18 protein-coding genes, 1 tRNA gene and 1 pseudogene are annotated in these 20,520 nt (G+C 53.4%); 15 read left to right on the top strand and 5 right to left on the bottom strand.

Annotated features, from left to right (window positions below; all coding sequences use genetic code 11):
* Nucleotides 1-2: 2 nt before the first annotated feature.
* The 7 genes from AC2FLD_RS21425 to AC2FLD_RS21395 all read left to right on the top strand — a co-directional run bounded on the left by AC2FLD_RS21425 (nt 3) and on the right by AC2FLD_RS21395 (nt 7,392).
* Nucleotides 3-1,100 (top strand): ABC transporter ATP-binding protein, encoded by a 1,098-nt coding sequence (locus AC2FLD_RS21425; protein WP_496674126.1) that lies wholly within the window; start codon nt 3-5, stop codon nt 1,098-1,100.
* Complete coding sequence (locus tag AC2FLD_RS21420; RefSeq protein ID WP_496674129.1) at nt 1,093-2,085, top strand: ABC transporter ATP-binding protein; 993 nt, start codon at nt 1,093-1,095, stop codon at nt 2,083-2,085. The genes AC2FLD_RS21425 and AC2FLD_RS21420 overlap by 8 nt, the downstream gene beginning before the upstream one ends.
* A gap of 11 nt (nt 2,086-2,096) precedes the next feature.
* Nucleotides 2,097-3,719 (top strand): dihydroxyacetone kinase subunit DhaK, encoded by a 1,623-nt coding sequence (locus AC2FLD_RS21415; RefSeq protein ID WP_496674131.1) that lies wholly within the window; start codon nt 2,097-2,099, stop codon nt 3,717-3,719.
* Between the two features lie 7 nt (nt 3,720-3,726).
* On the top strand, nt 3,727-4,785 hold the full coding sequence (locus AC2FLD_RS21410) for a LacI family DNA-binding transcriptional regulator (protein ID WP_496674134.1): 1,059 nt from the start codon (nt 3,727-3,729) through the stop codon (nt 4,783-4,785).
* Nucleotides 4,786-4,812: 27 nt separating this feature from the next.
* Complete coding sequence (locus AC2FLD_RS21405) at nt 4,813-5,868, top strand: sugar phosphate isomerase/epimerase family protein (RefSeq protein ID WP_496674136.1); 1,056 nt, start codon at nt 4,813-4,815, stop codon at nt 5,866-5,868.
* Nucleotides 5,868-7,022 carry a Gfo/Idh/MocA family protein gene (locus AC2FLD_RS21400; protein WP_496674139.1) on the top strand — a complete coding sequence of 385 codons (1,155 nt, stop codon included), beginning with the start codon at nt 5,868-5,870 and terminating at the stop codon, nt 7,020-7,022. The genes AC2FLD_RS21405 and AC2FLD_RS21400 overlap by 1 nt, the downstream gene beginning before the upstream one ends.
* 172 nt (nt 7,023-7,194) lie before the next feature.
* Nucleotides 7,195-7,392 (top strand): hypothetical protein, encoded by a 198-nt coding sequence (locus AC2FLD_RS21395; RefSeq protein ID WP_496674142.1) that lies wholly within the window; start codon nt 7,195-7,197, stop codon nt 7,390-7,392.
* A gap of 352 nt (nt 7,393-7,744) precedes the next feature.
* On the opposite strand, the gene AC2FLD_RS21390 is transcribed toward AC2FLD_RS21395, so the two are convergent.
* Nucleotides 7,745-8,464, bottom strand: coding sequence for a GntR family transcriptional regulator (locus tag AC2FLD_RS21390; RefSeq protein WP_496674165.1), 720 nt, complete (start codon nt 8,462-8,464; stop codon nt 7,745-7,747).
* A 229-nt stretch (nt 8,465-8,693) separates the two neighbouring features.
* On the opposite strand from AC2FLD_RS21390, the gene AC2FLD_RS21385 reads away from it, so the two are divergent.
* From AC2FLD_RS21385 to AC2FLD_RS21360, 6 genes are all read left to right on the top strand, one after another.
* A complete protein-coding gene (locus AC2FLD_RS21385; protein WP_050605975.1) occupies nt 8,694-9,881 on the top strand; it encodes an ABC transporter substrate-binding protein in 1,188 nt (395 codons plus the stop codon).
* A gap of 85 nt (nt 9,882-9,966) precedes the next feature.
* A complete protein-coding gene (locus AC2FLD_RS21380) occupies nt 9,967-10,836 on the top strand; it encodes a branched-chain amino acid ABC transporter permease (RefSeq protein WP_050605976.1) in 870 nt (289 codons plus the stop codon).
* A gap of 4 nt (nt 10,837-10,840) precedes the next feature.
* Nucleotides 10,841-11,821, top strand: coding sequence for a branched-chain amino acid ABC transporter permease (locus tag AC2FLD_RS21375; protein ID WP_496674145.1), 981 nt, complete (start codon nt 10,841-10,843; stop codon nt 11,819-11,821).
* The gene (locus AC2FLD_RS21370) at nt 11,818-12,600 is read left to right on the top strand and encodes an ABC transporter ATP-binding protein (RefSeq protein WP_496674147.1); all 783 of its coding nucleotides are present in this window, start codon (nt 11,818-11,820) and stop codon (nt 12,598-12,600) included. The genes AC2FLD_RS21375 and AC2FLD_RS21370 overlap by 4 nt, the downstream gene beginning before the upstream one ends.
* Before the next feature lie 3 nt (nt 12,601-12,603).
* Nucleotides 12,604-13,326, top strand: coding sequence for an ABC transporter ATP-binding protein (locus tag AC2FLD_RS21365; protein ID WP_496674148.1), 723 nt, complete (start codon nt 12,604-12,606; stop codon nt 13,324-13,326).
* A gap of 6 nt (nt 13,327-13,332) precedes the next feature.
* The gene (locus AC2FLD_RS21360; protein WP_496674151.1) at nt 13,333-14,016 is read left to right on the top strand and encodes an aspartate/glutamate racemase family protein; all 684 of its coding nucleotides are present in this window, start codon (nt 13,333-13,335) and stop codon (nt 14,014-14,016) included.
* 834 nt (nt 14,017-14,850) lie between these two features.
* Here the strand turns inward: AC2FLD_RS21360 and AC2FLD_RS21355 are convergent.
* Together AC2FLD_RS21355 and AC2FLD_RS21350 are read right to left on the bottom strand one after the other, a co-directional pair.
* Nucleotides 14,851-16,773, bottom strand: coding sequence for a DUF3604 domain-containing protein (locus tag AC2FLD_RS21355; RefSeq protein WP_496674154.1), 1,923 nt, complete (start codon nt 16,771-16,773; stop codon nt 14,851-14,853).
* A 181-nt stretch (nt 16,774-16,954) separates the two neighbouring features.
* Nucleotides 16,955-18,277 carry a tetratricopeptide repeat protein gene (locus tag AC2FLD_RS21350; RefSeq protein ID WP_496674157.1) on the bottom strand — a complete coding sequence of 441 codons (1,323 nt, stop codon included), beginning with the start codon at nt 18,275-18,277 and terminating at the stop codon, nt 16,955-16,957.
* Between the two features lie 184 nt (nt 18,278-18,461).
* On the opposite strand from AC2FLD_RS21350, the gene AC2FLD_RS21345 reads away from it, so the two are divergent.
* Complete coding sequence (locus AC2FLD_RS21345; RefSeq protein WP_496674160.1) at nt 18,462-18,677, top strand: hypothetical protein; 216 nt, start codon at nt 18,462-18,464, stop codon at nt 18,675-18,677.
* A 403-nt stretch (nt 18,678-19,080) separates the two neighbouring features.
* A pseudogene (locus AC2FLD_RS21340) lies at nt 19,081-19,893 on the top strand (recombinase family protein); the annotation flags it as partial.
* A gap of 90 nt (nt 19,894-19,983) precedes the next feature.
* Here the strand turns inward: AC2FLD_RS21340 and AC2FLD_RS21335 are convergent.
* Together AC2FLD_RS21335 and AC2FLD_RS21330 are read right to left on the bottom strand one after the other, a co-directional pair.
* Nucleotides 19,984-20,271: a hypothetical protein gene (locus AC2FLD_RS21335; protein ID WP_496674162.1), complete on the bottom strand. Its 288-nt coding sequence runs from the start codon at nt 20,269-20,271 to the stop codon at nt 19,984-19,986.
* 172 nt (nt 20,272-20,443) lie between these two features.
* Nucleotides 20,444-20,520, bottom strand: a tRNA-Met gene (locus tag AC2FLD_RS21330).

Here is a 20,520-nt window from a genome sequence, read left to right as displayed (position 1 = left end):
AAATGGCCCAGATCGTAGTCAAAAACGTAAAAAAGATGTTCGGCGATTTCACCGCTGTCCGCGAAAGCTCGTTCACGATTGAGGACGGTGAGTTTTTCATGCTGCTGGGGCCATCCGGTTGCGGAAAGACAACAACTCTGCGGATGATCGCGGGCTTGGAACTTCCCACATCTGGCGAGATTTACCTAGACGGTGAAGAAATCAGCCAACGACCGCCCTCAGAGCGAGACATTGCCTTCGTTTTTCAGATGTTCGCGCTGTATCCACACATGAACGTGCGAAAAAATATCAGCTATCCACTGATATCGCAGGGTATGCCGCGTGCTGCAGTAAAGGCCAAAGTGGAGGAAGTCGCTGGGATTCTAGGGATAACGGACATACTCGACAGCCCGGTAGGCGGGCTTTCAGGCGGCGACAGGCAGCGCGTGGCGCTTGGTCGCGCGATTGTTCGCGAGCCCAAGGCGTTCATGATGGACGAACCTCTTGGTGCATTGGATGCAGAGTTTCGTGAGCACATGGCTGAAGAACTGCGCGCGCTTCATGATCGCATGGGTGCGACCACTGTTTACGTTACACACGACCAGTTGGAAGCCATGCAAATGGGCGACAAGATCGTCGTAATGAACAACGCTGTGATCGAGCAATTCGGCACGCCTCAGGAGATTTACGACAAACCAGCTACGATGTTTGTGGCTGACTTTATCGGGTCTCCTTCAATGAATTTCCTGCGGTTTCAGGGGAAGGTCGAACCTGGCTCGGAAATGGTCCGACTGAACGGCCATGACGAAGCTGTGCCCAAACTGATGGAAGGGGCAGAGGGAGACTTGGTCTTTGGTGTCCGCCCCGAACATGTTTTTCTATCGGATGCCAGCGCTTACCGGGCCAAGGTCCTGGCCGCAGAATACCTGGGGACCACCCAGATCGTGACGCTGCAAAGTCCAAATGGAGAGCTGAAAGCCCGAATTGATGCACGCGAAGTCGTCAATCCCGGCCAGACAGTGGGATTGGAGTTTCGCTCACCTGCAGTGACCGTATTTGAAATGTCTACGGGCCGTGCGTTGCGGTCCGCTCTGAACGGCGAGGTGCTAAACAATGGCTGAAGTCGATTTGGAGAATATTTCGAAGTCATACGGTAAAGTCAAAGCGGTGGACGATATTTCTATGACGATCCCCAACGGCGCCTTCGTGGTGTTGTTGGGTCCGACTGGTGCCGGAAAAACAACGACGCTGAGGTTGATCTCCGGACTCGATAAATTGGATTCGGGAACGGTGCGAATTGCCGGGCGAGACGTTGGAATAGAAACGCCAGCCCAGCGCGATGTGGCGATGGTCTTCCAGCAATATTCGCTATACCCCCATATGACAGTGCAGGAGAACCTGTCGTTTCCTCTGCGGTCGCCGATCCTGAAGACGCCAGAGGATGAGATCGCGAGAAAGGTTAACGAAGTCGCGGAAATCCTCCAGATCCCGCACAAACTGGACAACAAAGCCACCGAACTTTCTGGCGGCGAGATGCAGCGCGTGTCAATCGGACGGGCGCTGGTGCGTGACCCCCAGATTTTCCTAATGGACGAACCACTCAGTTCTTTGGACGCCAAGCTTCGGGCAGATTTGCGCGTGGAACTGAAGAGAATTCAGGCGGATTTGGGGTCAACCTTACTGTACGTGACCCATGATCAGGTTGAAGCCATGACAATGGCGACGCATATCGGCGTTCTGGAAAATGGAAGGTTGGTTCAGTACGGGACACCCCGGGATATCTATGAAAACCCCGGCAGTGTTTACGTTGCCAGCCGGTTAGGCCTGCCACGGATAAACATCCTGCCATCCGAGTTGTTCGGAGGCGATCACAAGGGCCCGCAGATTGGTCTTCGCCCGGAAAACATCATTGAAGGCGAAGGCCGTGATGCGCGTGTAGTACGTGCTGAGCATCTGGGGGATCAAACGCGACTGCACTTGGACTTGAATGGCCACCCGGTTGTGACACTGATTGACATCCATCAGGACTATCCCGCTGGAAAACTTATAAAAATCCGCCCTCACAATCCATTGTATTTTGACGCGTCTGGCGCGCGAGTGAATTAAGGAGCAAAAGCATGGCCCAGTTCCTCAACACGAAAGAAACCTTGGTCACAGAGGCAATAGACGGTCTTCTGGCGTCCTCTGGAGGACGACTTACCCGGTTGGACGGATACCCACACATCAAGGTTGTTTACAGGTCGGATTGGGACAAGTCGAAAGTCGCCTTGGTTTCCGGCGGAGGGTCTGGTCACGAACCCGCACATGCAGGTTTTGTTGGCGCAGGTATGCTGACAGCAGCCGTATGTGGCGAAGTTTTCGCGTCCCCGTCAGTTGAGGCGGTTCTGGCTGGCATTCTTGCGGTTACTGGTGAGGCTGGGTGCTTGCTTATTGTCAAGAATTACACCGGCGATCGGTTGAATTTTGGGCTGGCAGCTGAACGCGCCCGTGCATTGGGCCGCAGGGTAGAGATGGTCGTTGTCGACGATGACATCGCCCTGCCCGACCTTCCGCAACCGCGCGGCGTGGCAGGAACTTTGTTCGTGCACAAAATTGCTGGCGCGCTTGCTGAAACGGGTGCTGACCTAGACACTGTCACCAATGCAGCAAGCAGCACCATAGCCAAGGTGGTGAGCATCGGTATGAGCCTGGACACCTGCACCGTTCCGGGTTCTCCAAAAGAAGACAGGATTGCACCCGGCAAAGCGGAACTCGGCTTGGGCATCCATGGTGAGCCCGGTGTACAGCAGGTGGAATTTTCAAACGCTGTATCGGCCATGGCCACAGTTGTAGAGAAGCTAAAGCAACGGGTGGAATCTGGGGATTGTGTGGCCTTGGTCAACAACCTCGGGTCCACAACTCCGCTAGAAATGGCAGTCCTCACACATGCCTTGTCCGAGACTGGTATCGCCCGCCATATCATTGGCCCGGCACCAATGATGACATCGCTGGATATGCACGGGTTCTCTGTTTCCGTTCTGCCCGTAAATCAGAACGATTTGTCGGCGCTTGAAGCGCCTGTTGATCTGGCGGCTTGGCCCGGCGTCAATTCCATTGATCCAATAAAAGTAGCGCCTTTGCCTGACGGGTTGACTCCGATTGATCCAATTCCTTCGAACAATCCTGTGACACGGGAAACGATCATCCGGTTGTCTGAACTGCTCATCAACGCTGAGAAGACCCTGAACGAGTTGGACGCGAAATCTGGTGATGGCGACACAGGGAGCACATTGGCGACTGCTGCACGAGCGTTGCAAGGCAGTCTTGACCGAATGCCGCTCGCTGATTTGACACAGTTGTTTCCCGCCTTGGGCAATGAATTGAGCCAGACAATGGGCGGTTCTTCCGGCGTGATACTCGCAATCTTTTTCAACGCGGCTGGAGATGCCTGCGCGAGCGGAGCTTCTGCACCGAAATCCTTGGTCGAAGGTCTAAATCGAGTCAGCCAGGTTGGGGGCGCCAAGGTCGGTGACAGGACAATGATTGATGCCCTGGCGCCTGCACTTGCTGCACTCCCGTCTGGCCTGAGCCATGCGGCAAAGGCTGCCCGCCAAGGCGCGGACAACACGGCTAAAATTCGTCGTGCGAAGGCGGGCCGCGCGGCCTATGTTCCCGAAGAAAACCTAGTTGGACATAACGATCCCGGCGCTGAGGCTGTTGCTTTGTTGTTTGAAGGCTTAGCGCGGGAGATTGAGGGCTGAAGAACACGTGGAAGACCAAAAACAAAAGTTAGAATTGGTGAAAAAGCCAACCGTCAATGACATCGCGCGCGTAGCGGGTGTCAGCCTGGCGACTGTTGACCGGGTCTTGAACAGGCGCCCCGGTGTGCGGGCCGTAACCGTGCAGAAAGTACAAAAGGCGATTGATGAGCTGGGGTATGTGCGCGACACGGCCGCGGCCAACCTCGCGCGTAACCGCGTCTACAATTTCCTCTTTGTTTTGCCGGACACGGACAACGAGTTTGTAGAGGCGATTAGCAGTCAGATCGCAGAACAGTCGCGTGACCAGTTTATCGAACGAACTCGCATTGCAATCGAGAAGGTAGCTCCGTTTGAGCCGCAAGACATCGTCAACATCCTGGATGCTGTCGACAGTTTGGAGGTCGATGGAGTGGCCGTTTTCGGACCTGAAACGCCTTCTGTCCGCGACGCTGTAAAGAGGATCAGGGACAAGGGCGTTCCAGTAGTTGCCTTCGTGTCTGACTTGCCAAGTTCTGATAGAGATCACTTTGTAGGCATCGATAATATTTCAGCAGGACGAACAGCTGCTCAGCTGATGGGACGATTTGTGCATCGCGAGGGTAAGGTATTGGTCCTGACAGGCTCTCGCTTGGCACGCGATCATCTAGAACGGCGCCAGGGTTTTGATCTTGTTGTAGCTGAGGATTTTCCTCATCTCGAAGTTGTGGCGTCCGTAGAGGGTCGGGATGATCCGGATCTGATCTACACGATGATGCCCGAGATTTTTGAAACTTACCCGGATTTGGTTGGAATATACTCGTCAGCTGCAGGCAATGCTGGTCTGATTCAGTTTCTTTCAGAGAACACGTTCAGCAAAGATCTGGTGATCATAGCGCATGAGCTCACTCCGCTTAGTCGTGAAGCACTTAAGCTTGGAACGTTTGATGCTCTAATCTCGCAAGACTCGGGGCACATTGTTCGTTCAGCCATCCGTCTGCTGCGCGCGACTTCGGACAAGGTTCCATTCAACAAGGCGCAGGAACGTATCCGTATCGACATCTATTTGAAGGAAAACTTACCGCCATAAAGGCACAGGTTTTGGGGAGAAAATCTAATGAAGACGATCAAAGGTCCGGCTCTGTTTCTTGCACAATTTGCAGGGGACGAAGCACCGTTCAATTCATGGGATACGATCACCAAATGGGCGGCTGATTGCGGATACAAAGGCGTTCAGGTTCCCAGTTGGGATGGCCGGTTGTTTGACCTGGAACAGGCCGCGTGCAGCACCGGTTATTGTGATGACTTCAAAGGCAAAGCCAGCGAAAATGGTGTCGAAGTCACTGAACTGTCCACGCATCTTCAAGGTCAGCTTGTGGCCGTTCATCCGGCCTATGACACTGCATTTGATGGTTTCGCAGCCGAGAGTGTCCGAGGGAACCCGAAGGCCCGACAAGAATGGGCGGTTGACCAGGTCAAAAAGGCGCTATCAGCATCGAAAAACTTGGGTATTTCTGCTCACGCGACGTTCTCAGGCGCGTTGGCTTGGCCCTACGTATATCCTTGGCCGCAGCGCCCTGCCGGATTGATTGAAACGGCATTTGATGAGCTCGCGCGCCGTTGGATGCCGATCCTGAATCACGCTGACGAATGCGGCGTTGATGTCTGCTATGAAATTCACCCCGGAGAAGACCTCCACGACGGCGTGACATACGAGATGTTTCTCGAGCGGACAGGCAATCACCCTCGGGCCTGCATGTTGTACGACCCGTCGCATTATGTCCTGCAATGCCTCGACTACTTGGACAACATCGACATCTACAAGGATCGGATCCGGATGTTCCATGTGAAAGATGCCGAGTTTAATCCAACTGGGCGGCAGGGTGTTTATTCTGGGTATCAAAGCTGGGTTGATCGGGCTGGACGGTTCCGGTCACTTGGCGATGGCCAGGTGGATTTCGGGGCCGTCTTCTCAAAAATGGCCGCGAATGACTTTGATGGTTGGGCAGTGGTCGAATGGGAATGTTGCCTCAAACACCCTGAGGATGGAGCGCGTGAGGGCGCTCAGTTTGTTTCCGATCACATTATCCGCGTGACCGAAAAGGCCTTCGATGACTTCGCTGACAGTGGCGCAGACGAAGCGGCTAACCGTAAGATGCTGGGGATTGAGTGATGGTTACAGGACGCAGTGAAGAAACCTCAGGTCGCATTCGCCTTGGCATGGTTGGCGGTGGAAACGATGCCTTCATAGGCGGTGTTCATCGAATTGCGGCGCGATTGGACGACAAGTTTGAATTGGTTGCCGGTGCTTTGTCTTCTACGCCTGAGAAATCTCTTGAAAGTGGGCAGGCATTGGGGCTCGAACGGGTTTATGAAGACTTCAAGCAAATGGCGATAAAGGAAGCCCGGCTGAAATCTGGGATCGAGGCAGTTTCAATTGTCACACCAAATCACGTTCACTATGCCGCCGCCCGTGAGTTCCTGAAGCGTGGCATTCACGTTATTTGTGACAAGCCGCTCACCTCGACCCTTGCCGACGCCAAAAAGCTGGTCAAAGCAGCGGAAAGCGCAAACGCGCTGTTTATTTTGACCCACAACTACACGGGCTATCCGATGGTTCGGCAGGCGCGTGATATGGTTGCCAACGGAGATATTGGGAGTATCCGCGTCGTTCAGGTTGAATACCCGCAGGACTGGCTAACCGAGCAGCAGGACTTCAAACAAGCTGAATGGCGGACCGACCCTGAACGCTCTGGCGCAGGCGGATCAACCGGTGACATCGGCACCCATGCATACAACATCGCCTGCTTTGTAACCGGGTTGAAGGCGGAAAGCCTTGCGGCGGATTTGCAGGCTTTTGTGCCGGGGCGTAAAGTCGATGACAATGCGCACGTCCTGCTTCGTTTCGAAGGCGGAGCGCGGGGCATGCTGTGGTCTTCTCAGGTGGCTCCTGGCAATGAAAACGCGCTCCGATTGCGGGTCTATGGTGAAAAAGGTGGATTGGAGTGGGTTCAGGAAGATCCTAACTACCTGTGGTTTACGCCCTACAACGAGCCTAAGCGTTTGATCACCCGAAATGGTGCCGGGGCTGGAGATGCTGCCAACCGGTTAAGTCGAGTTCCCCCCGGACATCCTGAGGGGTATCTTGAGGGGTTCGCAAATGTCTATGGAGAGGCAGCAGAGGCCATTCAAGCTTTCCGAAATGGGATTTCACCTGAGGCGTCGGTTATCTATCCAACGGTTCATGACGGGCTCAATGGTGTTAAGTTTGTGGCCGCATGCGTGCAAAGCTCTTCGAGGAATGCGGCTTGGGTCAAGTTAGAGTAAAATCTGGCTCTGAGTATGGAGCATGCTTCTAGATCACCGGGCAGATAGTCATTTTCAATAGGATGCGGGTCTTGAGTGTTTGGTACCAACGCTCAATCCTGCCTTGGGTCACCATGCCAAGCTGCGGTTTTGCTTCGGCGAACATCTTTCCAACCGCTTAGTGTGACGTGTGATGTGTGTCTATAGTGAAGTTGAAGAGCTGCTGCGGGATGCCGTAATTGTACGTCATAAGCTGGCCGATGTCCTGTCCCGACATCTCGGTCACGAAGACATCCGCACCCCTGCCGGATTCGAGAGACAACTCGTCGGGGCGACCGTCGCCCGTCCAAACGAAACTGAGACCGTTCCAATCAAGACGGCAGCTGCATAATACCCTTTGCTCGCCAGCAACGGTAAACTACTGCTTCTGCAACTTCCGCTGAGAACCCTAATCGGTCATTTCCCAGTGATCTGGTTGCTGCCGGTGCATTGGGCAGCATACAGCACTTTGCCGACCTTGTTCCCTAAGTGCCCATCAATTGTCTGAGTGAAATGATCGGACGTCGGCAGCGAGCCCCATTTCACCAGATGCTGCGAACTGCATGAAGGACTGCTGCGCTATCTAAAACTCTGCCTTGGGAAATTTGTGGATAGTTGGTCAACTTATTGAATTTTTAGCTGACAACCCACCAATTTTGAACTGTTTCCCACGGTCCTTCATTTCAAAAAAACTGATGTTCTGCTCAATCCGAACCAAGAATAGTTGCCAGATCGTCCTGAGGTTCCTGCCGCGATTCCATATCAAGGCCGCTTTGAATGTGGTTCAGGTGAGATATGAGCAGTTTCTCAGCCATTTCCGGATTCTGTGACTGGATCGCGTGTAGGATCTTACTGTGCTCGTCATCCGGGCAGCTCGCGTCTTGCGACGATCCAAAAAGGCCCACGATGAGGGATGTTCGCGTGACCAATTCGCGCATCATACGGAAGATGAACTTGTTGCCCGTTGCTTGGGCAAGTTTTGTATGGAATTCGCCAGACAGCCGAATGATTTCGGTTCTTTCGTCCTTTTCACGGGCCGCGTCCTCAAGGGCGATGTGATCAATGAGAACCGTCAGATCAATATCACCAGAGCTTTGAGCCAACTGCCGAACAAGGGGCGGCTCAATCAGCATCCGAGCCGCAAATACGTCATTCGCCTCAGACTTGTCGGGACAGGCAACATAAGCGCCGCGATTTGACTGTAACTCAATGAGCCCCTGACTTGAGAGTAATAGAAGCGCCCGTCGAACCCGCATTCGACCAACGCCAAAGGTTTCGCACAAGCGTGCTTCACTCAGTTTGGTGTTTGGTGCCAAACGCTGCTCCATGACCGCCTTGTAGATGCGCTCAACAATAAAATTCTCATTCGATCCCGGGTTGGGGTCCGTTTTGCCTACGCTGCTTTGCTGAGGAATGGAGGACACGAGACTACTTTCAGGGTTGATTTCTTTTGCGGATTCGCTGGCTGTAAAGGCATAATCTCCAATTAGTCTAAGGCCAAGCATTAGAATTTGTCGACCAAAATGCCAAATGTGTTGACATAGATTGTTAACAATCGTGAACTGACCCCGCGGCAAGCATGGGGATTCCATCAAACTGCCGGCCAAGAATTGCGCGAAATGCGTCAAAATTGAATTCAACGGGAGTTAAGATATGCAACGAAGATCACTCATGAAGTCGGCCCTGACGGCGGCAACACTGACAGCGCTTGCGGCAACAGCTGCCTTCGCAGAGAACCCGGTTCTAAAAATTGGCTTTGTTGGCGTGACCAGCGGCCCCGCTGCTGCTTGGGGCATATCCAACCAACGCTCAATGGAAGCGCGTGCCGCCTGGATCAATGAGACCGGCGGTTACACCATCGGCGACACAACCTATGACATTGAAATCGTTTCCTTTGATGACCAGAAAGATCCCAAACGCGCAATTGCGGGCATGGAGAAAATGGCCCAGGAAGGTATCCATTATGTAGTAGGTCCGAACGTTGACGACGGCGCAGCAGCTGTGCGCCCCGTGGCTGAAGCCAACGGGATCATGTATTTCCCATACGCGTTTCCAAAGTCGCTCTATCAGGCGCCAGCCTCCAATGCTGTTTTGGGTATGGTTGCCAACTACCAATCTGGCCCTGCGATCTACAAATATTTGATGGAAGAAAAAGGCGTTAAGACGGTCGCTTTTATAGCGGCCAACGAATCTGATCCTCTGAGCCAGCGTGACGGTGGGGTTGAAGCAGCCACATCGCTTGGCATGGAAGTTGTTTCATCCAACGTCACATATCAGGTGGATACGACAGACTTCACACCCGTTCTAACGCCAATCATGCGCACGCGCCCTGACCTGTTGGTGTTGTCCGGCGTGTCGCCTGCAAACGCGCCACAGTTGATCCGTTCCGCTCGGGAACTGGGTTTTGAAGGTGTGATTTCAACCGAGACTGCGCAGGATGCAGGTGTTCTGGCCGAGGGCGCCGGCGATCTCGCGAATGGCTTCATCTCGGTTGGTGGTGCATCCACGCCCGAGCTCGCGTCACCAATGATGAAAGAGTTTGTGCAGCGCTACACTGATATGTTCGGCGAATACAACGACGAGTCGAACACCAAAGTATATGCCTTGGAGTATATCCTTGAAACATTGAAAGCTGATCCGTCAGCGATCGACAATGTGGATACATTTCAAGCGACAATGGACACGTTTGAAGCCCCGAATCCATACATGAACGGCGATGCAAAGCTGCGCTATGTCGGTATGTCTTCTTTCGGCCAAAAGCGCCAGGTTGCAGTGCCATTGGTGGTAAACGTCTATCAGGACGGCAAGTTCGAAACGCTGTTCGTCGCTGAAGTCGACTAAGCGTCCATTTCTGTTTTTAACCTCTCCTGAGCAGAACTTTCTTGGGCCGTATTGGCCCAAGACTTTTCCACGAAAGAAAACCGACATGGAACAGATACTGGCCAATGGCGTTTATCTGGGGTCTCAATACGCGATGATCGCGCTTGGTTTGACCCTGATCTTTGCGTTGATGAACGTCCTCAATTTTGCCCACGGACAGATGTATGTGATCGGTGGCTTCGTCACCTACACATTCTACGGTCAGTGGGGCGTACCGTTCGTTTTGGCTCTTGTTATGTCCTGCGTGACACTGGCAATCCTCGGGGCGCTGATTGAACGATACCTGTTTGCGCCCGTGATCAAGGGGTCTGCCCGCGAAGAAAGTACGATGCTCTTAGCGGCAGGGATTGCATTCTTACTGGATGCGCTGATCCTGATCATCTTTGGGGAAAAACAGCGCGGCGTTCCTAAGATTGTCGATGGCGTGTTCAACTACGATTTCCGCCTGATTATGCCTTATGACCGCATTCTGATCTGCATTTTGGCGATCCTGTCGATCGTCGCGTTTATCGGCCTGATGCAATACACTAAGACCGGTCGTGCGTTGCGGGCGCTAGCCCAAGACCGAACCGCTGCTCAGTTGATGGGCGTTAATGTTGACCGCTACTCGATGATCGGCTTCGCGCTTGGCGCGATGTTGGCCGGTTTGGTCGGGGGCCTTCTGGTGACTATTACCGGTGTTAACCTCGGTATGGGTGGGCCCACATCAATCAAAGCCTTCATGATGGTGATGATCGGCGGTGCCGGAGTGATCTCTGGCGCGATCTGGGGTGGTATCATCCTGGGATTTATGGAGGCCATCGGTCTCGCAGTTCTGTCCCAATATGGTGACATCACATACCTACTGATTTTCATCTCGCTGATGATCTTCCTCGCCATCCGGCCTCAAGGCCTGATGGGCAAGCCGTGGGGTTAGGACGATGAAGGGATTTTCAATACAACAACTGGTTGCCGTCGGCGTCTTCCTTTTGGCCATCTTTGTTGGCGTGCCGCTACTGATCAACGCGACGGGACGTTGGGATTTCTACTTTACCCTGACTTCTGTCGCGCTTTTGGCCATCGCTAGTGCGGGAGTCTGGCTGACATTTTACATTGGGCGGATCAACATCGGCCAAGGGGCGTTCGCGCTGATTGGTGCATATGTTTCAGCCATTCTAGTTGTCAAATCCGGGTTGTCCTTCTGGATATCATTACCTGCTGCAGGGTTGTTCGCAGGGTTGATCGCCGTGCTAATTGGCTTGCCGATCTTACGTCTGCGTGGCGTCTATTTTGCGATGATTACACTGGTCCTGACCCAGGTTGTTACGCTGACAGCGTTGGCTCTGCCCATCACAAACGGTGCCAAAGGCATCTCGAATATCCCCTTGCCATCCGGTGTGTCCATTTTCGGCATTCCATTGATCCCCGATTTCGGCGCCATGGAAAATACCAAACTGGCTTTCTACCTGACGGCCTGCATCCTGATGGTCGTGACATATGCGGCGCTTTATAGGCTGGTGAATTCGCGCCTCGGACACCTTTGCCGTTCAATGCAGCAAAACGAAGAGCTCGCCAGTTCTATCGGGGTGAACATTGCCTACATCCGCGTTGTGATCTTCGCGATCTCAAGTTTCTTTGGCGGCATCGGTGGGGCTATGTTCGGCTCAATCGCGCAGTCAGTCTACCCCTCCACCTTTGTTGTCGCGGACTCGGTCAACTTTATGCTGAATTGCTTCCTTGGGGGGCTTGGCTATGTCTTTGGCCCAATTCTTGGAACGCTTGTATTGTACTTCGGGTGGGACCTTTTGTTCGAACTCGGCAAATACCAGATGCTTGTTTACTCGATCATCCTGATCGCCGTTATCCGCTTTCTACCCAATGGGCTTCTCAGCATCCGTTTCGGTAAGGGGGACAACAAATGAGCGCCCTCATTCAGGTCAACAATGTCACCAAGAAGTACGGTGGCCTAATCGCAAACAATGACATCAGTTTTGATGTGTCAGAGAATGAAATCTTGTCTGTGATCGGCCCGAACGGTGCGGGGAAATCCACGCTGTTCAAGATGATTTCATCCTTCACACCGACCACATCAGGTGAAGTGCTCTATCGCGGAGAGCGTATTTCCAACCTGAAACCGCATGTCGTGGCTCGCAAAGGTATCGTGCGCACGTTTCAAGAGACGACGATTTTCAAAAGCATGACCGTGCGAGAAAGCGTTGTGGTCGCGCAGCACCTGCGGGCCAAGGCGTCTCTGGCCGGGTATTTCTGGGGCTCCAAAACCGCCAAAGAAGATGTGACAGCCTTTGGCGAGTACGCGGATGAGTTGTTGGAGTTCCTTGGCATGTCTGAGATTGCGAATGAGTTGGCCAGTAACCTACCACAAGGCAACTTACGCGCGTTAGGTATCGCTATTGGCCTGGCCACTGACCCCAAGGTGCTGCTGTTGGATGAGCCCTTTGCAGGCATGAACCACGATGAGACAATGAACATGGTCAATCTCGTGCGCTCTGTACGCGACGAACGTGGCGTTACGGTGATGCTGGTGGAACACGATATGCCCGCCGTCATGAACATCTCGGATCGGATCGTCGTTTTGAATTTTGGTGAAAAGATCGCTGAAGGCACGCCATCCGAAATCCAGAAGAATGAAAAAGTCATCGAGGCCTATCTGGGCAGCGCCGACGACGAAATCGGGATGTAAGCCATGACAGCCATGTTGGATTTCAAAGACGTCGAACTTTACTATGACCATGTCTATGCGCTGAAAGGTGTCTCGCTCAACGTTAATCAAGGCGAAACGGTTGCCCTGATCGGGGCCAATGGTGCGGGCAAGTCGTCCATCTTGCGCGCTATTACGGGCCTGGCAAAGCCTGTGAAAGGGTCCGTCACCTTCGACGAGGAACGTGTCGACGGCACCGACCCGTCTGCAATCGTCAAACGCGGCATCGCGATGGTGCCTGAGGGGCGGCGCGTGTTCCCATTCATGTCTGTTAAAGACAACCTGATGATGGGGGCCTTCACCCGCAGCGATAAGTCCGAAATACAAGTCACACTGGACAGTATCCTCACCCGATTTCCGCGCCTTAAGGAGCGTTACTCTCAGGCGGCTGGCACGCTGTCAGGTGGCGAGCAGCAGATGATGGTGATTGGCCGTGCGTTAATGGCGAAGCCCAAGCTTTTGTTGCTGGATGAGCCAAGTCTTGGCATTGCGCCAAAGCTGGTACAGGACATCGCCCGCTCTATCGTGGCGATCAACCGCGACGAAGGTGTGTCGGTACTGCTGGTCGAACAAAACTCGCGCATGGCGCTCAGCATCTCGCACCGCGCCTACGCGATGGCGACCGGGAATGTTGTCATCGAAGGCAACTCAAAAGAATTGTTGCACGATGACCGGATCAAAGCCGCCTATCTTGGCGGCGAGGTGTGAGTTGACATGAAAATTCTTGTTATCAACCCCAATACAACCACTTCCATGACCTACAAAGTCGCTTCGGCGGCGCGCGCCGTTGCCCGTCCAGACACAGAGATTGTGGCCGCCAGTTCGCTTGACGGCCCAGCCAGTATTCAGGGCTTTCTGGACGTCGCAACTTGTGTGCCAGGGTTGTTGAAGGAGGTCGCACAGCACAAGGACGTAGACGCAATCGTCATTGCCTGTTTTGACGATACAGGGCTCGACGCTGTGCGCACGCTTGTATCCGTTCCTGTCCTTGGCATTGGTGAGGCCGCGTATCACGCGGCCAGTATGATTGCGAACAAGTTCAGCGTTATCACTACTCTGTCCCGTTCGGTGCCGGGGCTGGAAAACAATCTGATGCGCTATGGGCTTGCCCAAAAGTGCGGGCGCGTTCGAGCGACTGAAATTCCTGTTCTTAAGCTTGAAGAGGGCGACCCAGCCACCCTGAACAAAATCCGGTCGGAAATCCGTGTAGCAATTGAACAGGACAATGCAGAAGCAATCGTTCTTGGATGCGCAGGAATGGCTGACCTAATGGCCCAGCTCAGCGAAGAGTTTGGCTTACCTGTTATCGATGGGGTGGCCGCAGGTATCACATTTGCTGAGGCGTTGGTGAGTAATAAACTCAGTACTTCGAAAATTGGAGCCTATTCGTATAACTAGCGGCGGCTCATCGCTCTCGTATGCCTAATTAGACCTGAAATATGATCGATCGTCGCATCGTGCTTTAACTGTCAATCCCGGTTCAAAAAGGGTCAGTTTCCAGGTGTAAAGCTCGTCAGTTTGATTGGAAGTTGGCCGCGCCGTGGCACGTGTGCTTGTCATATAGTTGACGCGAGCCAGGGTGCGCTGGCCGCAGGCCAGCACCTGTCCTTTTGGGCTTCAGCTTGAGGTCAAAGTAGCGAAGGTTTTGCCGGTGTTCGGCGCGCATTGGATTCTGGCCATATTTTCCCAAGCTTTTACTTGTCGAAACATCGTATGGTCGAGAGTTGCCATACAGAACAAAGCTTTAGAACCCCTAGTATTGCATCAGAAAAAGGATGGAATGTCTGTTATGGGCCACGATCTGCCGAATGCAATCACAGTAGCCAGTTTTCATACCGCAATGACCGGTTAGGGCTCATCGCGCCTTTTCGGGGACTTGTGCGAATAGCCTCGGGTTGCGCGTTCATCACAGGGTTTTTCCGCATCCGTCCTGATGCTTCCATCGCCATCGCGACAACGCAAAACACCGCTCTTAGGCGGTGTGTAAAGTATTGATTTATTATAGTTTTTTTGGTTACGGGAGCAGGATACCAACGATGTTTGCAATATCTACTCTTTAGTTCAGCATGGGCGTAATTGAGATACTTGTTCAGGTTCTGCTGAGGCGCGTGTCATATGTTCAGGCTTGTTTGCTGAAGCTCGACCGTCCGCTTCGCGCTGGCGAACGGACATCTGACAGAAACAGTCAGATGTCCGCGTTGAGACCATACCGGACCGACACTGTAAATCGAACTACCGTTGTGGCGAGTACCAAATCGGCGAAGTGTAGGCGCGTTCCTGCGTTGTTAATTGGACGCCACCCGGCATGTCTATTCCGAACTTCACTGCATCATACGCCGTCCAGCGAGGTGTCGGAATTTCTATAACTCGGGCATAATAAAATGCGCTTTCCGAGGGATCGAAATCTGGGTCTTCCCACACGGCTCCCAACTCAGAGGCTCCGATTGTGTTGGTCCACGAGGGGATAGAAAGGTCCACTGTGGTGCCTACTGACGGCAACTTACCAGCGGTATCTGGTTCGCGAGAACCAGACCAGGCCACGTCGTAGACTTTTTCCCGTTGCTCTCCATCTGCATCTAACCAGCCCTTTATGATCTGGATTCGATCCAGGTTTGCTCCCATCGGATCACGAAGCGCATATACCAGAAAGGAAGGTGCGCTTTCACTAGGGTCAAGCTCGCCACCCATCGGCACACCTTTGATGTATCCCACAAGCGCCAAGTCGCGCCGCAAGGCGTCTTCTTCGGTAAAAGAAAATCCTCCGAACATACGGACGCGCATTCTGGGCCCTGTTGTTGCGTAGGTCTCACGCCGATGCATCGCATCCCAAATGGCTTCTCGGGAATTCTCCTGCGCCCATACTGCGGTCAGACCGCCAGTAATGTATTGCGACGAAAGCAGCGCAACAGTCCCGTCAGCATAGGTCTTACTGACATGTTGGCTGCGCTCTTCGCTGGGCTCGTAACCGGTGAACTTCCCGAAGAAATTGTCGTTATCTGGAGCCGTTAAACCTGTGTGTGTGTCACTGGCCCCACCCAGGCCAAACTTGAAAGGGTTTACTCCCAAAGCCTTTTCCAAAGATAAGCCTCGAAGTAACCCGGATCGAGCGTATTCACCGGACAACATTTCTGGCTCTTTCGGAACCGAAGCATCCAGATTGCCGTAATCCCATGTTTCGAAGTCAGCAAATTCATCGTCAGGTGATAGGAACGGGTGGGCCTCACCATCTCCCTTAATCTGAGTTGGTTCGTACAGTCTTTCCCATTTGTTTCGCGCTTCTGCGTATGCGGGATCTAACGGCACCCCATCCGCGAAGCTATCGACTAACGGGAACATCCAGCCGTTAGACAAGTTCCCATTATGTGGAATAGCAAAAACACGCCCGCCTGTCGTTTGCTCATAGTTCTCCAACCACTTCCAAAGATCACGCGGGTTAGGTGAGCCCACAGGTGCCGTTGTTGTATAAGGCAGTATCTGTCTTGTGAGCTCAGGGCCGTCGCGAAAGATCACATTTCGGTGCAAATTGTTCCCTGCAACAAGAGATGTCCATTCATAGGCGATAAAGGTGCTGAACACGCCTGGATCATTGAACTCTTCCGCGGCATCGATAATTTCGTCCCAAACACGGGCATACGCGGGGTTGCCCGGTTGATAGTTCAGCGCAGGTGATACCTGTCCTTGGGCAAAAGCCGCTGTAAGCTCGAGCGCAGCCGCTAGAGCGGCTTCTCCACCCTTATTGAATTCTTCATGGAAATATCTGCCTTGCTCATCTGCCAAGATGTTGGGAGCACCTCCGATGATGTCGGTGATAGCACCCATCGCATCCGAATGATCTGTAATCATGAAGAAATCGAGAGGCATCGACAACTTTACAGGTTGCCCCGTGTTCGACACAACTTCTTCGCCACGCGCAAACCGATAGGCATCACGCGGCATGAGGCGCGTACCGCCTCCACCAGCATCCCCGGAAAGACCAGTATGAACGTGAGTGTCACCAAAATAGACGTGAGTTGGATATGCGCGTTCGGCGTAAGGTGAATAAGGTCGACCGGAAGGACCGGAAAGGCCTGACGGATTTATTGCATCCTGAGCTAAGACTGGGCTCCCCAGAATGAGAGCTGCTGGCAAAACATAGCGAAACAATTTTTCCTCCATAATTGAAGGCACCATAGCATAACTCTGCTCCGGAAGTTATTTCGACTGAGTTCGAAGGATTGCCAAGTCCGCGTGGCAGACGCTCACGATAATAATGCGAATGACCACGTCAGGCCCAAAGCGGCCATTTGTCCAACCCTTACTTTCTACTCGGCGGCTACGGCTTCTCTGAGCCCAAAGCTCACCTTTGAGGTATGGTACTTAGGTGATCAGTTAAGGCGCGAACCTGCTCTGGGTTCACATAAAGGCGATCCAAAAGGGTAACAGCGTCAATTGTCGGCCAGTTTTGCTTTAAGTCTGCCTCCAAGGCCAAGGCCTCTGCTTGATTTCCGAGCGCCGCATTCGCTGCTGCGAGGTAGATCAAAGTGGGAGCCGAAATAGGGTCTCCAGCGCGGGTGGCGGCATTGAGAGCATCGATGGCTTGCTCGTATTTTCCTGCGTGAAAGCTAGCAGCGCCATAGATACTTTTGTTTGCCAATCGTCCTAAGCCTGATGTCCGCGGACGGTCGCTCGTCGACGCTGTGAGTGCCGCGTCAAAGTCGCCAGTCGCCAGCATGACCATTGCATAGAAATCCAGGATGTTGCCGTCCTTAGGGGCGAGATCCAAGGCAATGTCTGCGTGCTCTATAGCTCGCTTTGTATCTCCTTCGGCAAGGTCAACCCAGGACAGTGCCGATTGCGTCCATGAGTTGGCAGGTGATAAAACTTCGGCTTGGTTGGCCAAATGGCGCGCCTCCTTGATCAGCGCAGAACGCTGAGGACCGTCTGGTGCAAATATCGCAAGAGCAGCCAAACACTGGGATGCACCTGCATACCCACCAAAGTAGGATTCGTCCTTCTCGATTGCATGACGGAACATAGCCAAAGCTAGTTCAAGCTGTGCCCGCTCAATCATGGGAAAAATCAAATTCCGCGCCTGATCTGAGAGCGTCACCGCTTGAAGGCTAGACGGCGACTTCGCCAGATGTGCGCGCCTTTCTGCCTCTAGCGTGGGATCATTTGAGGTCTCGAATTGTCCGGACACGTCGGTCGTGTTTTCTCCGGTAGAACTGATCGTGATCCCCAAGCCCAAGCCGACACTAAGCGCCACGAAGATGCTTACGCCAATCTGAAATGGCCTGCTCTTCCATCTGCTATGGAGTTCTAAATCTGTCGCAACGTCCTCAGTTTGGGCGTCCGAAGAATACTTGAGTTCGAAACGAGGTACATACCCGCCGGGATCGATATGAATATGGATAGGGTCGTCTCGTCCCGGGCCGGCAAAATACTGTGCAAGCCGGCGCCTGAGACGCCCAGCGTCAACCCGAACGATGTTATGGCTGTCACCATTTTGATCCGGAGATCTGCCGTAGACATCCTCGGCGATTGTTTTGGCGAGTGGCTTTCGTGTGGGATCAAGAAGGTTTTGTTCTACGATGTAGTCCAGCAATTCAGAGAGCCGACTCGCGCCTGTGAAAAGCTCACTGAACTTCACACGATTGAGCTCTTCACGAACTTCTTCCAACTCCAGATGCCCCGACCAATGCGGGTGCTTTTTGTCTGTAGTTTCCCTGGGACTCATGCCAGCAGACTACTGATAAACGGTCAAATTGAAAGGATTTTCACCCCTTTCTCACCGTGTGAAACTTCCACTGGTTTCAGCGATAGGTAGTGTGATCCTAGCGGGAGCTATTGGGTTCGATAAGCACATGCGGGAATTCGAGAGGCATTTTAGTGGACTTGCAGAAAAGATTCAGGAGCGCCGAAAAACGGACGCTGAGCTTGACGAGATTTGCAACGATTTCGAACTTTTGATGACGAGCCGGCAATGCGAATTCGCTCCAGAGGATGCTTGGAACGATGCCTTCAAGAGTAGCCTTGCAGGGTTGAAGAGGGAAATTTTGGCAAAGCTCGAACCCGACTGAGTAGAGTGGGACAATCGGAACAACAGACAAGAGAGTTTGGACCGCCCGGGTGATTTTCGGGCGCCACGAACACCGTTTCACAATACAACAAATGAGGAGCCAAAATGCGAAGTCTAAATCAATTCCTATTACCGGTTTGCGGGGTCGCTCTTGTCTTGTCGACAACCATAGCTCGGGCTCAAGAAGGCTCGATTATTCGAGACGCCGAGTATCGAATTTTGGAACGTCAGCACGATCTTGATCTTCTCTTCTGCGGAGTACTGTTTGCGGGTCGCACGGCGAATGTCCTTTACGACCTTCTCACCGTGGCTCTGCTTGGTTCCGGGTTTCTTTCTCATCTCCACTCCTTGGCAGTTACGATGAGCCAGAAACCCTCTCTTATCAAATCGACCTAAACTGTCCCATGGGCGCTGACGTCAGACACGATCTTCGCGATCAACTAGCCTACCAAGGCCAGCAGCTCTTTGCGGTCAACGTCGGCGAGATCACGCAGTTTCACGCGGCGATCCTCGGCGTGGTTGCCGAACAGTTCTCCAAAGATCTTGGCGCAAAGACCAAACGCGGCCAGGTCGGATCAACACACCGAGGCCGCGTCGCTGCAGGCATGGCGTATGGTTATGACGTCTCGCCTGCTACGGACCAAAACCGCGTTATCAACGAAGAAAAGGCTGAGGTCGTTCGTCGCATCTTTGAAGACTTCGCAAACGGGTTGGCGCCTGCCAAAATTGCAGCGGCGTTGAATGCCGAGGGTGTGCCCGGCCCTTCCGGTGGCCTTTGGCAATCATCGACGATCCGAGGGAATGCAAAACGGCAAACCGGCATACTTCGTAACCGCGCCTACATCGGTCAAATCATCTATGGCCAGATGAAGTTTCGGAAGGATCCGAAGACCGGAAAGCGCACCTCCATACCTGGTGATGACCCTCTCGTCGTCGGTGCGCCGGAACTGCGGATTGTTTCGCAAGATCTCTGGAATGCGGTCTCCGATCGCCTGAGGTCGATTTCACGCGAGATGGCCACAGACCCTGAGACGGGTCTGGCTCTCAACCGCGCGCACCGCAAAAAGTTCCTGCTGTGCGGCCTGCTCAAATGCGGCTGTTGTGGGGGCAATATGGCGATCCAAGCCAGGGACCGCTACGGCTGCTCAACGCGCAAGCGCAAAGGCACATGCCACAACGCCACCAGTATTACGCGCGTCCAGGTCGAAGGCCGAGTGCTCGCAAGCCTCAAGGCCACCTTGCTGGCGCCAGAGAACCTGCAGGATTTTGTCTCGCAAGTCAGCAAAGCGCTCACTGAACAACAAAAGTCAGCTGGTGGAACCCTGAAGGGACTGGAGAAAGCGATTATCAAGCTGGACGTGAAGATCACGCGGATGCTGAACCAGATCGAAGATGGCGCTGGCCACTCGGCGCTCCTCAAGGAGCGTCTGGCGCAACGACAGACAGAGCGTGTCGCGCTGGTCGCCGATCTCGACGCTCTTAAGCACACCACACTGGAACCGTTTGTGATGCCGGACCTGCCCGTGGCTTACAGCACTCTGGTGCGCTCGCTTGAAGACACGCTGCGAGACCCTGCTGTTGTTCAACGCGCTCACGAAGCCCTTGCTGACATGATCGAGGAGGTCGTCCTTAAGCCTGATCCTGAAGCACAAGACGGTTACGCGATCATGCTACATGGTGATTGTGCTGGATTCTTAGGGGCTTACGGGAGTGTGCCAAAAGAAAAACTCCCGGGCGCTGTTTTGCGAGCCGGGAGTCAATTTTCTGTGGTTGCGGGAGTAGGATTTGAACCTACGACCTTCAGGTTATGAGCCTGACGAGCTACCGGGCTGCTCCATCCCGCG

This window comes from Ruegeria sp. CDSA021 (assembly GCF_059612325.1).
This window is presented reverse-complemented; position numbering and strand designations above follow the sequence as displayed.

Bases quoted from the DNA above. Each gene is read 5' to 3' on its own strand.
- AC2FLD_RS21395 (WP_496674142.1), top strand. From the start codon at position 7,195: ATGTGTGTCTATAGTGAAGTTGAAGAGCTGCTGCGGGATGCCGTAATT.
- AC2FLD_RS21405 (WP_496674136.1), top strand. From the start codon at position 4,813: ATGAAGACGATCAAAGGTCCGGCTCTGTTTCTTGCACAATTTGCAGGG.
- AC2FLD_RS21375 (WP_496674145.1), top strand. From the start codon at position 10,841: ATGAAGGGATTTTCAATACAACAACTGGTTGCCGTCGGCGTCTTCCTT.
- AC2FLD_RS21420 (WP_496674129.1), top strand. From the start codon at position 1,093: ATGGCTGAAGTCGATTTGGAGAATATTTCGAAGTCATACGGTAAAGTC.
- AC2FLD_RS21400 (WP_496674139.1), top strand. From the start codon at position 5,868: ATGGTTACAGGACGCAGTGAAGAAACCTCAGGTCGCATTCGCCTTGGC.
- AC2FLD_RS21355 (WP_496674154.1), bottom strand. From the start codon at position 16,773: ATGGAGGAAAAATTGTTTCGCTATGTTTTGCCAGCAGCTCTCATTCTG.
- AC2FLD_RS21370 (WP_496674147.1), top strand. From the start codon at position 11,818: ATGAGCGCCCTCATTCAGGTCAACAATGTCACCAAGAAGTACGGTGGC.
- AC2FLD_RS21360 (WP_496674151.1), top strand. From the start codon at position 13,333: ATGAAAATTCTTGTTATCAACCCCAATACAACCACTTCCATGACCTAC.
- AC2FLD_RS21345 (WP_496674160.1), top strand. From the start codon at position 18,462: ATGCGGGAATTCGAGAGGCATTTTAGTGGACTTGCAGAAAAGATTCAG.
- AC2FLD_RS21365 (WP_496674148.1), top strand. From the start codon at position 12,604: ATGACAGCCATGTTGGATTTCAAAGACGTCGAACTTTACTATGACCAT.
- AC2FLD_RS21425 (WP_496674126.1), top strand. From the start codon at position 3: ATGGCCCAGATCGTAGTCAAAAACGTAAAAAAGATGTTCGGCGATTTC.
- AC2FLD_RS21385 (WP_050605975.1), top strand. From the start codon at position 8,694: ATGCAACGAAGATCACTCATGAAGTCGGCCCTGACGGCGGCAACACTG.
- AC2FLD_RS21415 (WP_496674131.1), top strand. From the start codon at position 2,097: ATGGCCCAGTTCCTCAACACGAAAGAAACCTTGGTCACAGAGGCAATA.
- AC2FLD_RS21380 (WP_050605976.1), top strand. From the start codon at position 9,967: ATGGAACAGATACTGGCCAATGGCGTTTATCTGGGGTCTCAATACGCG.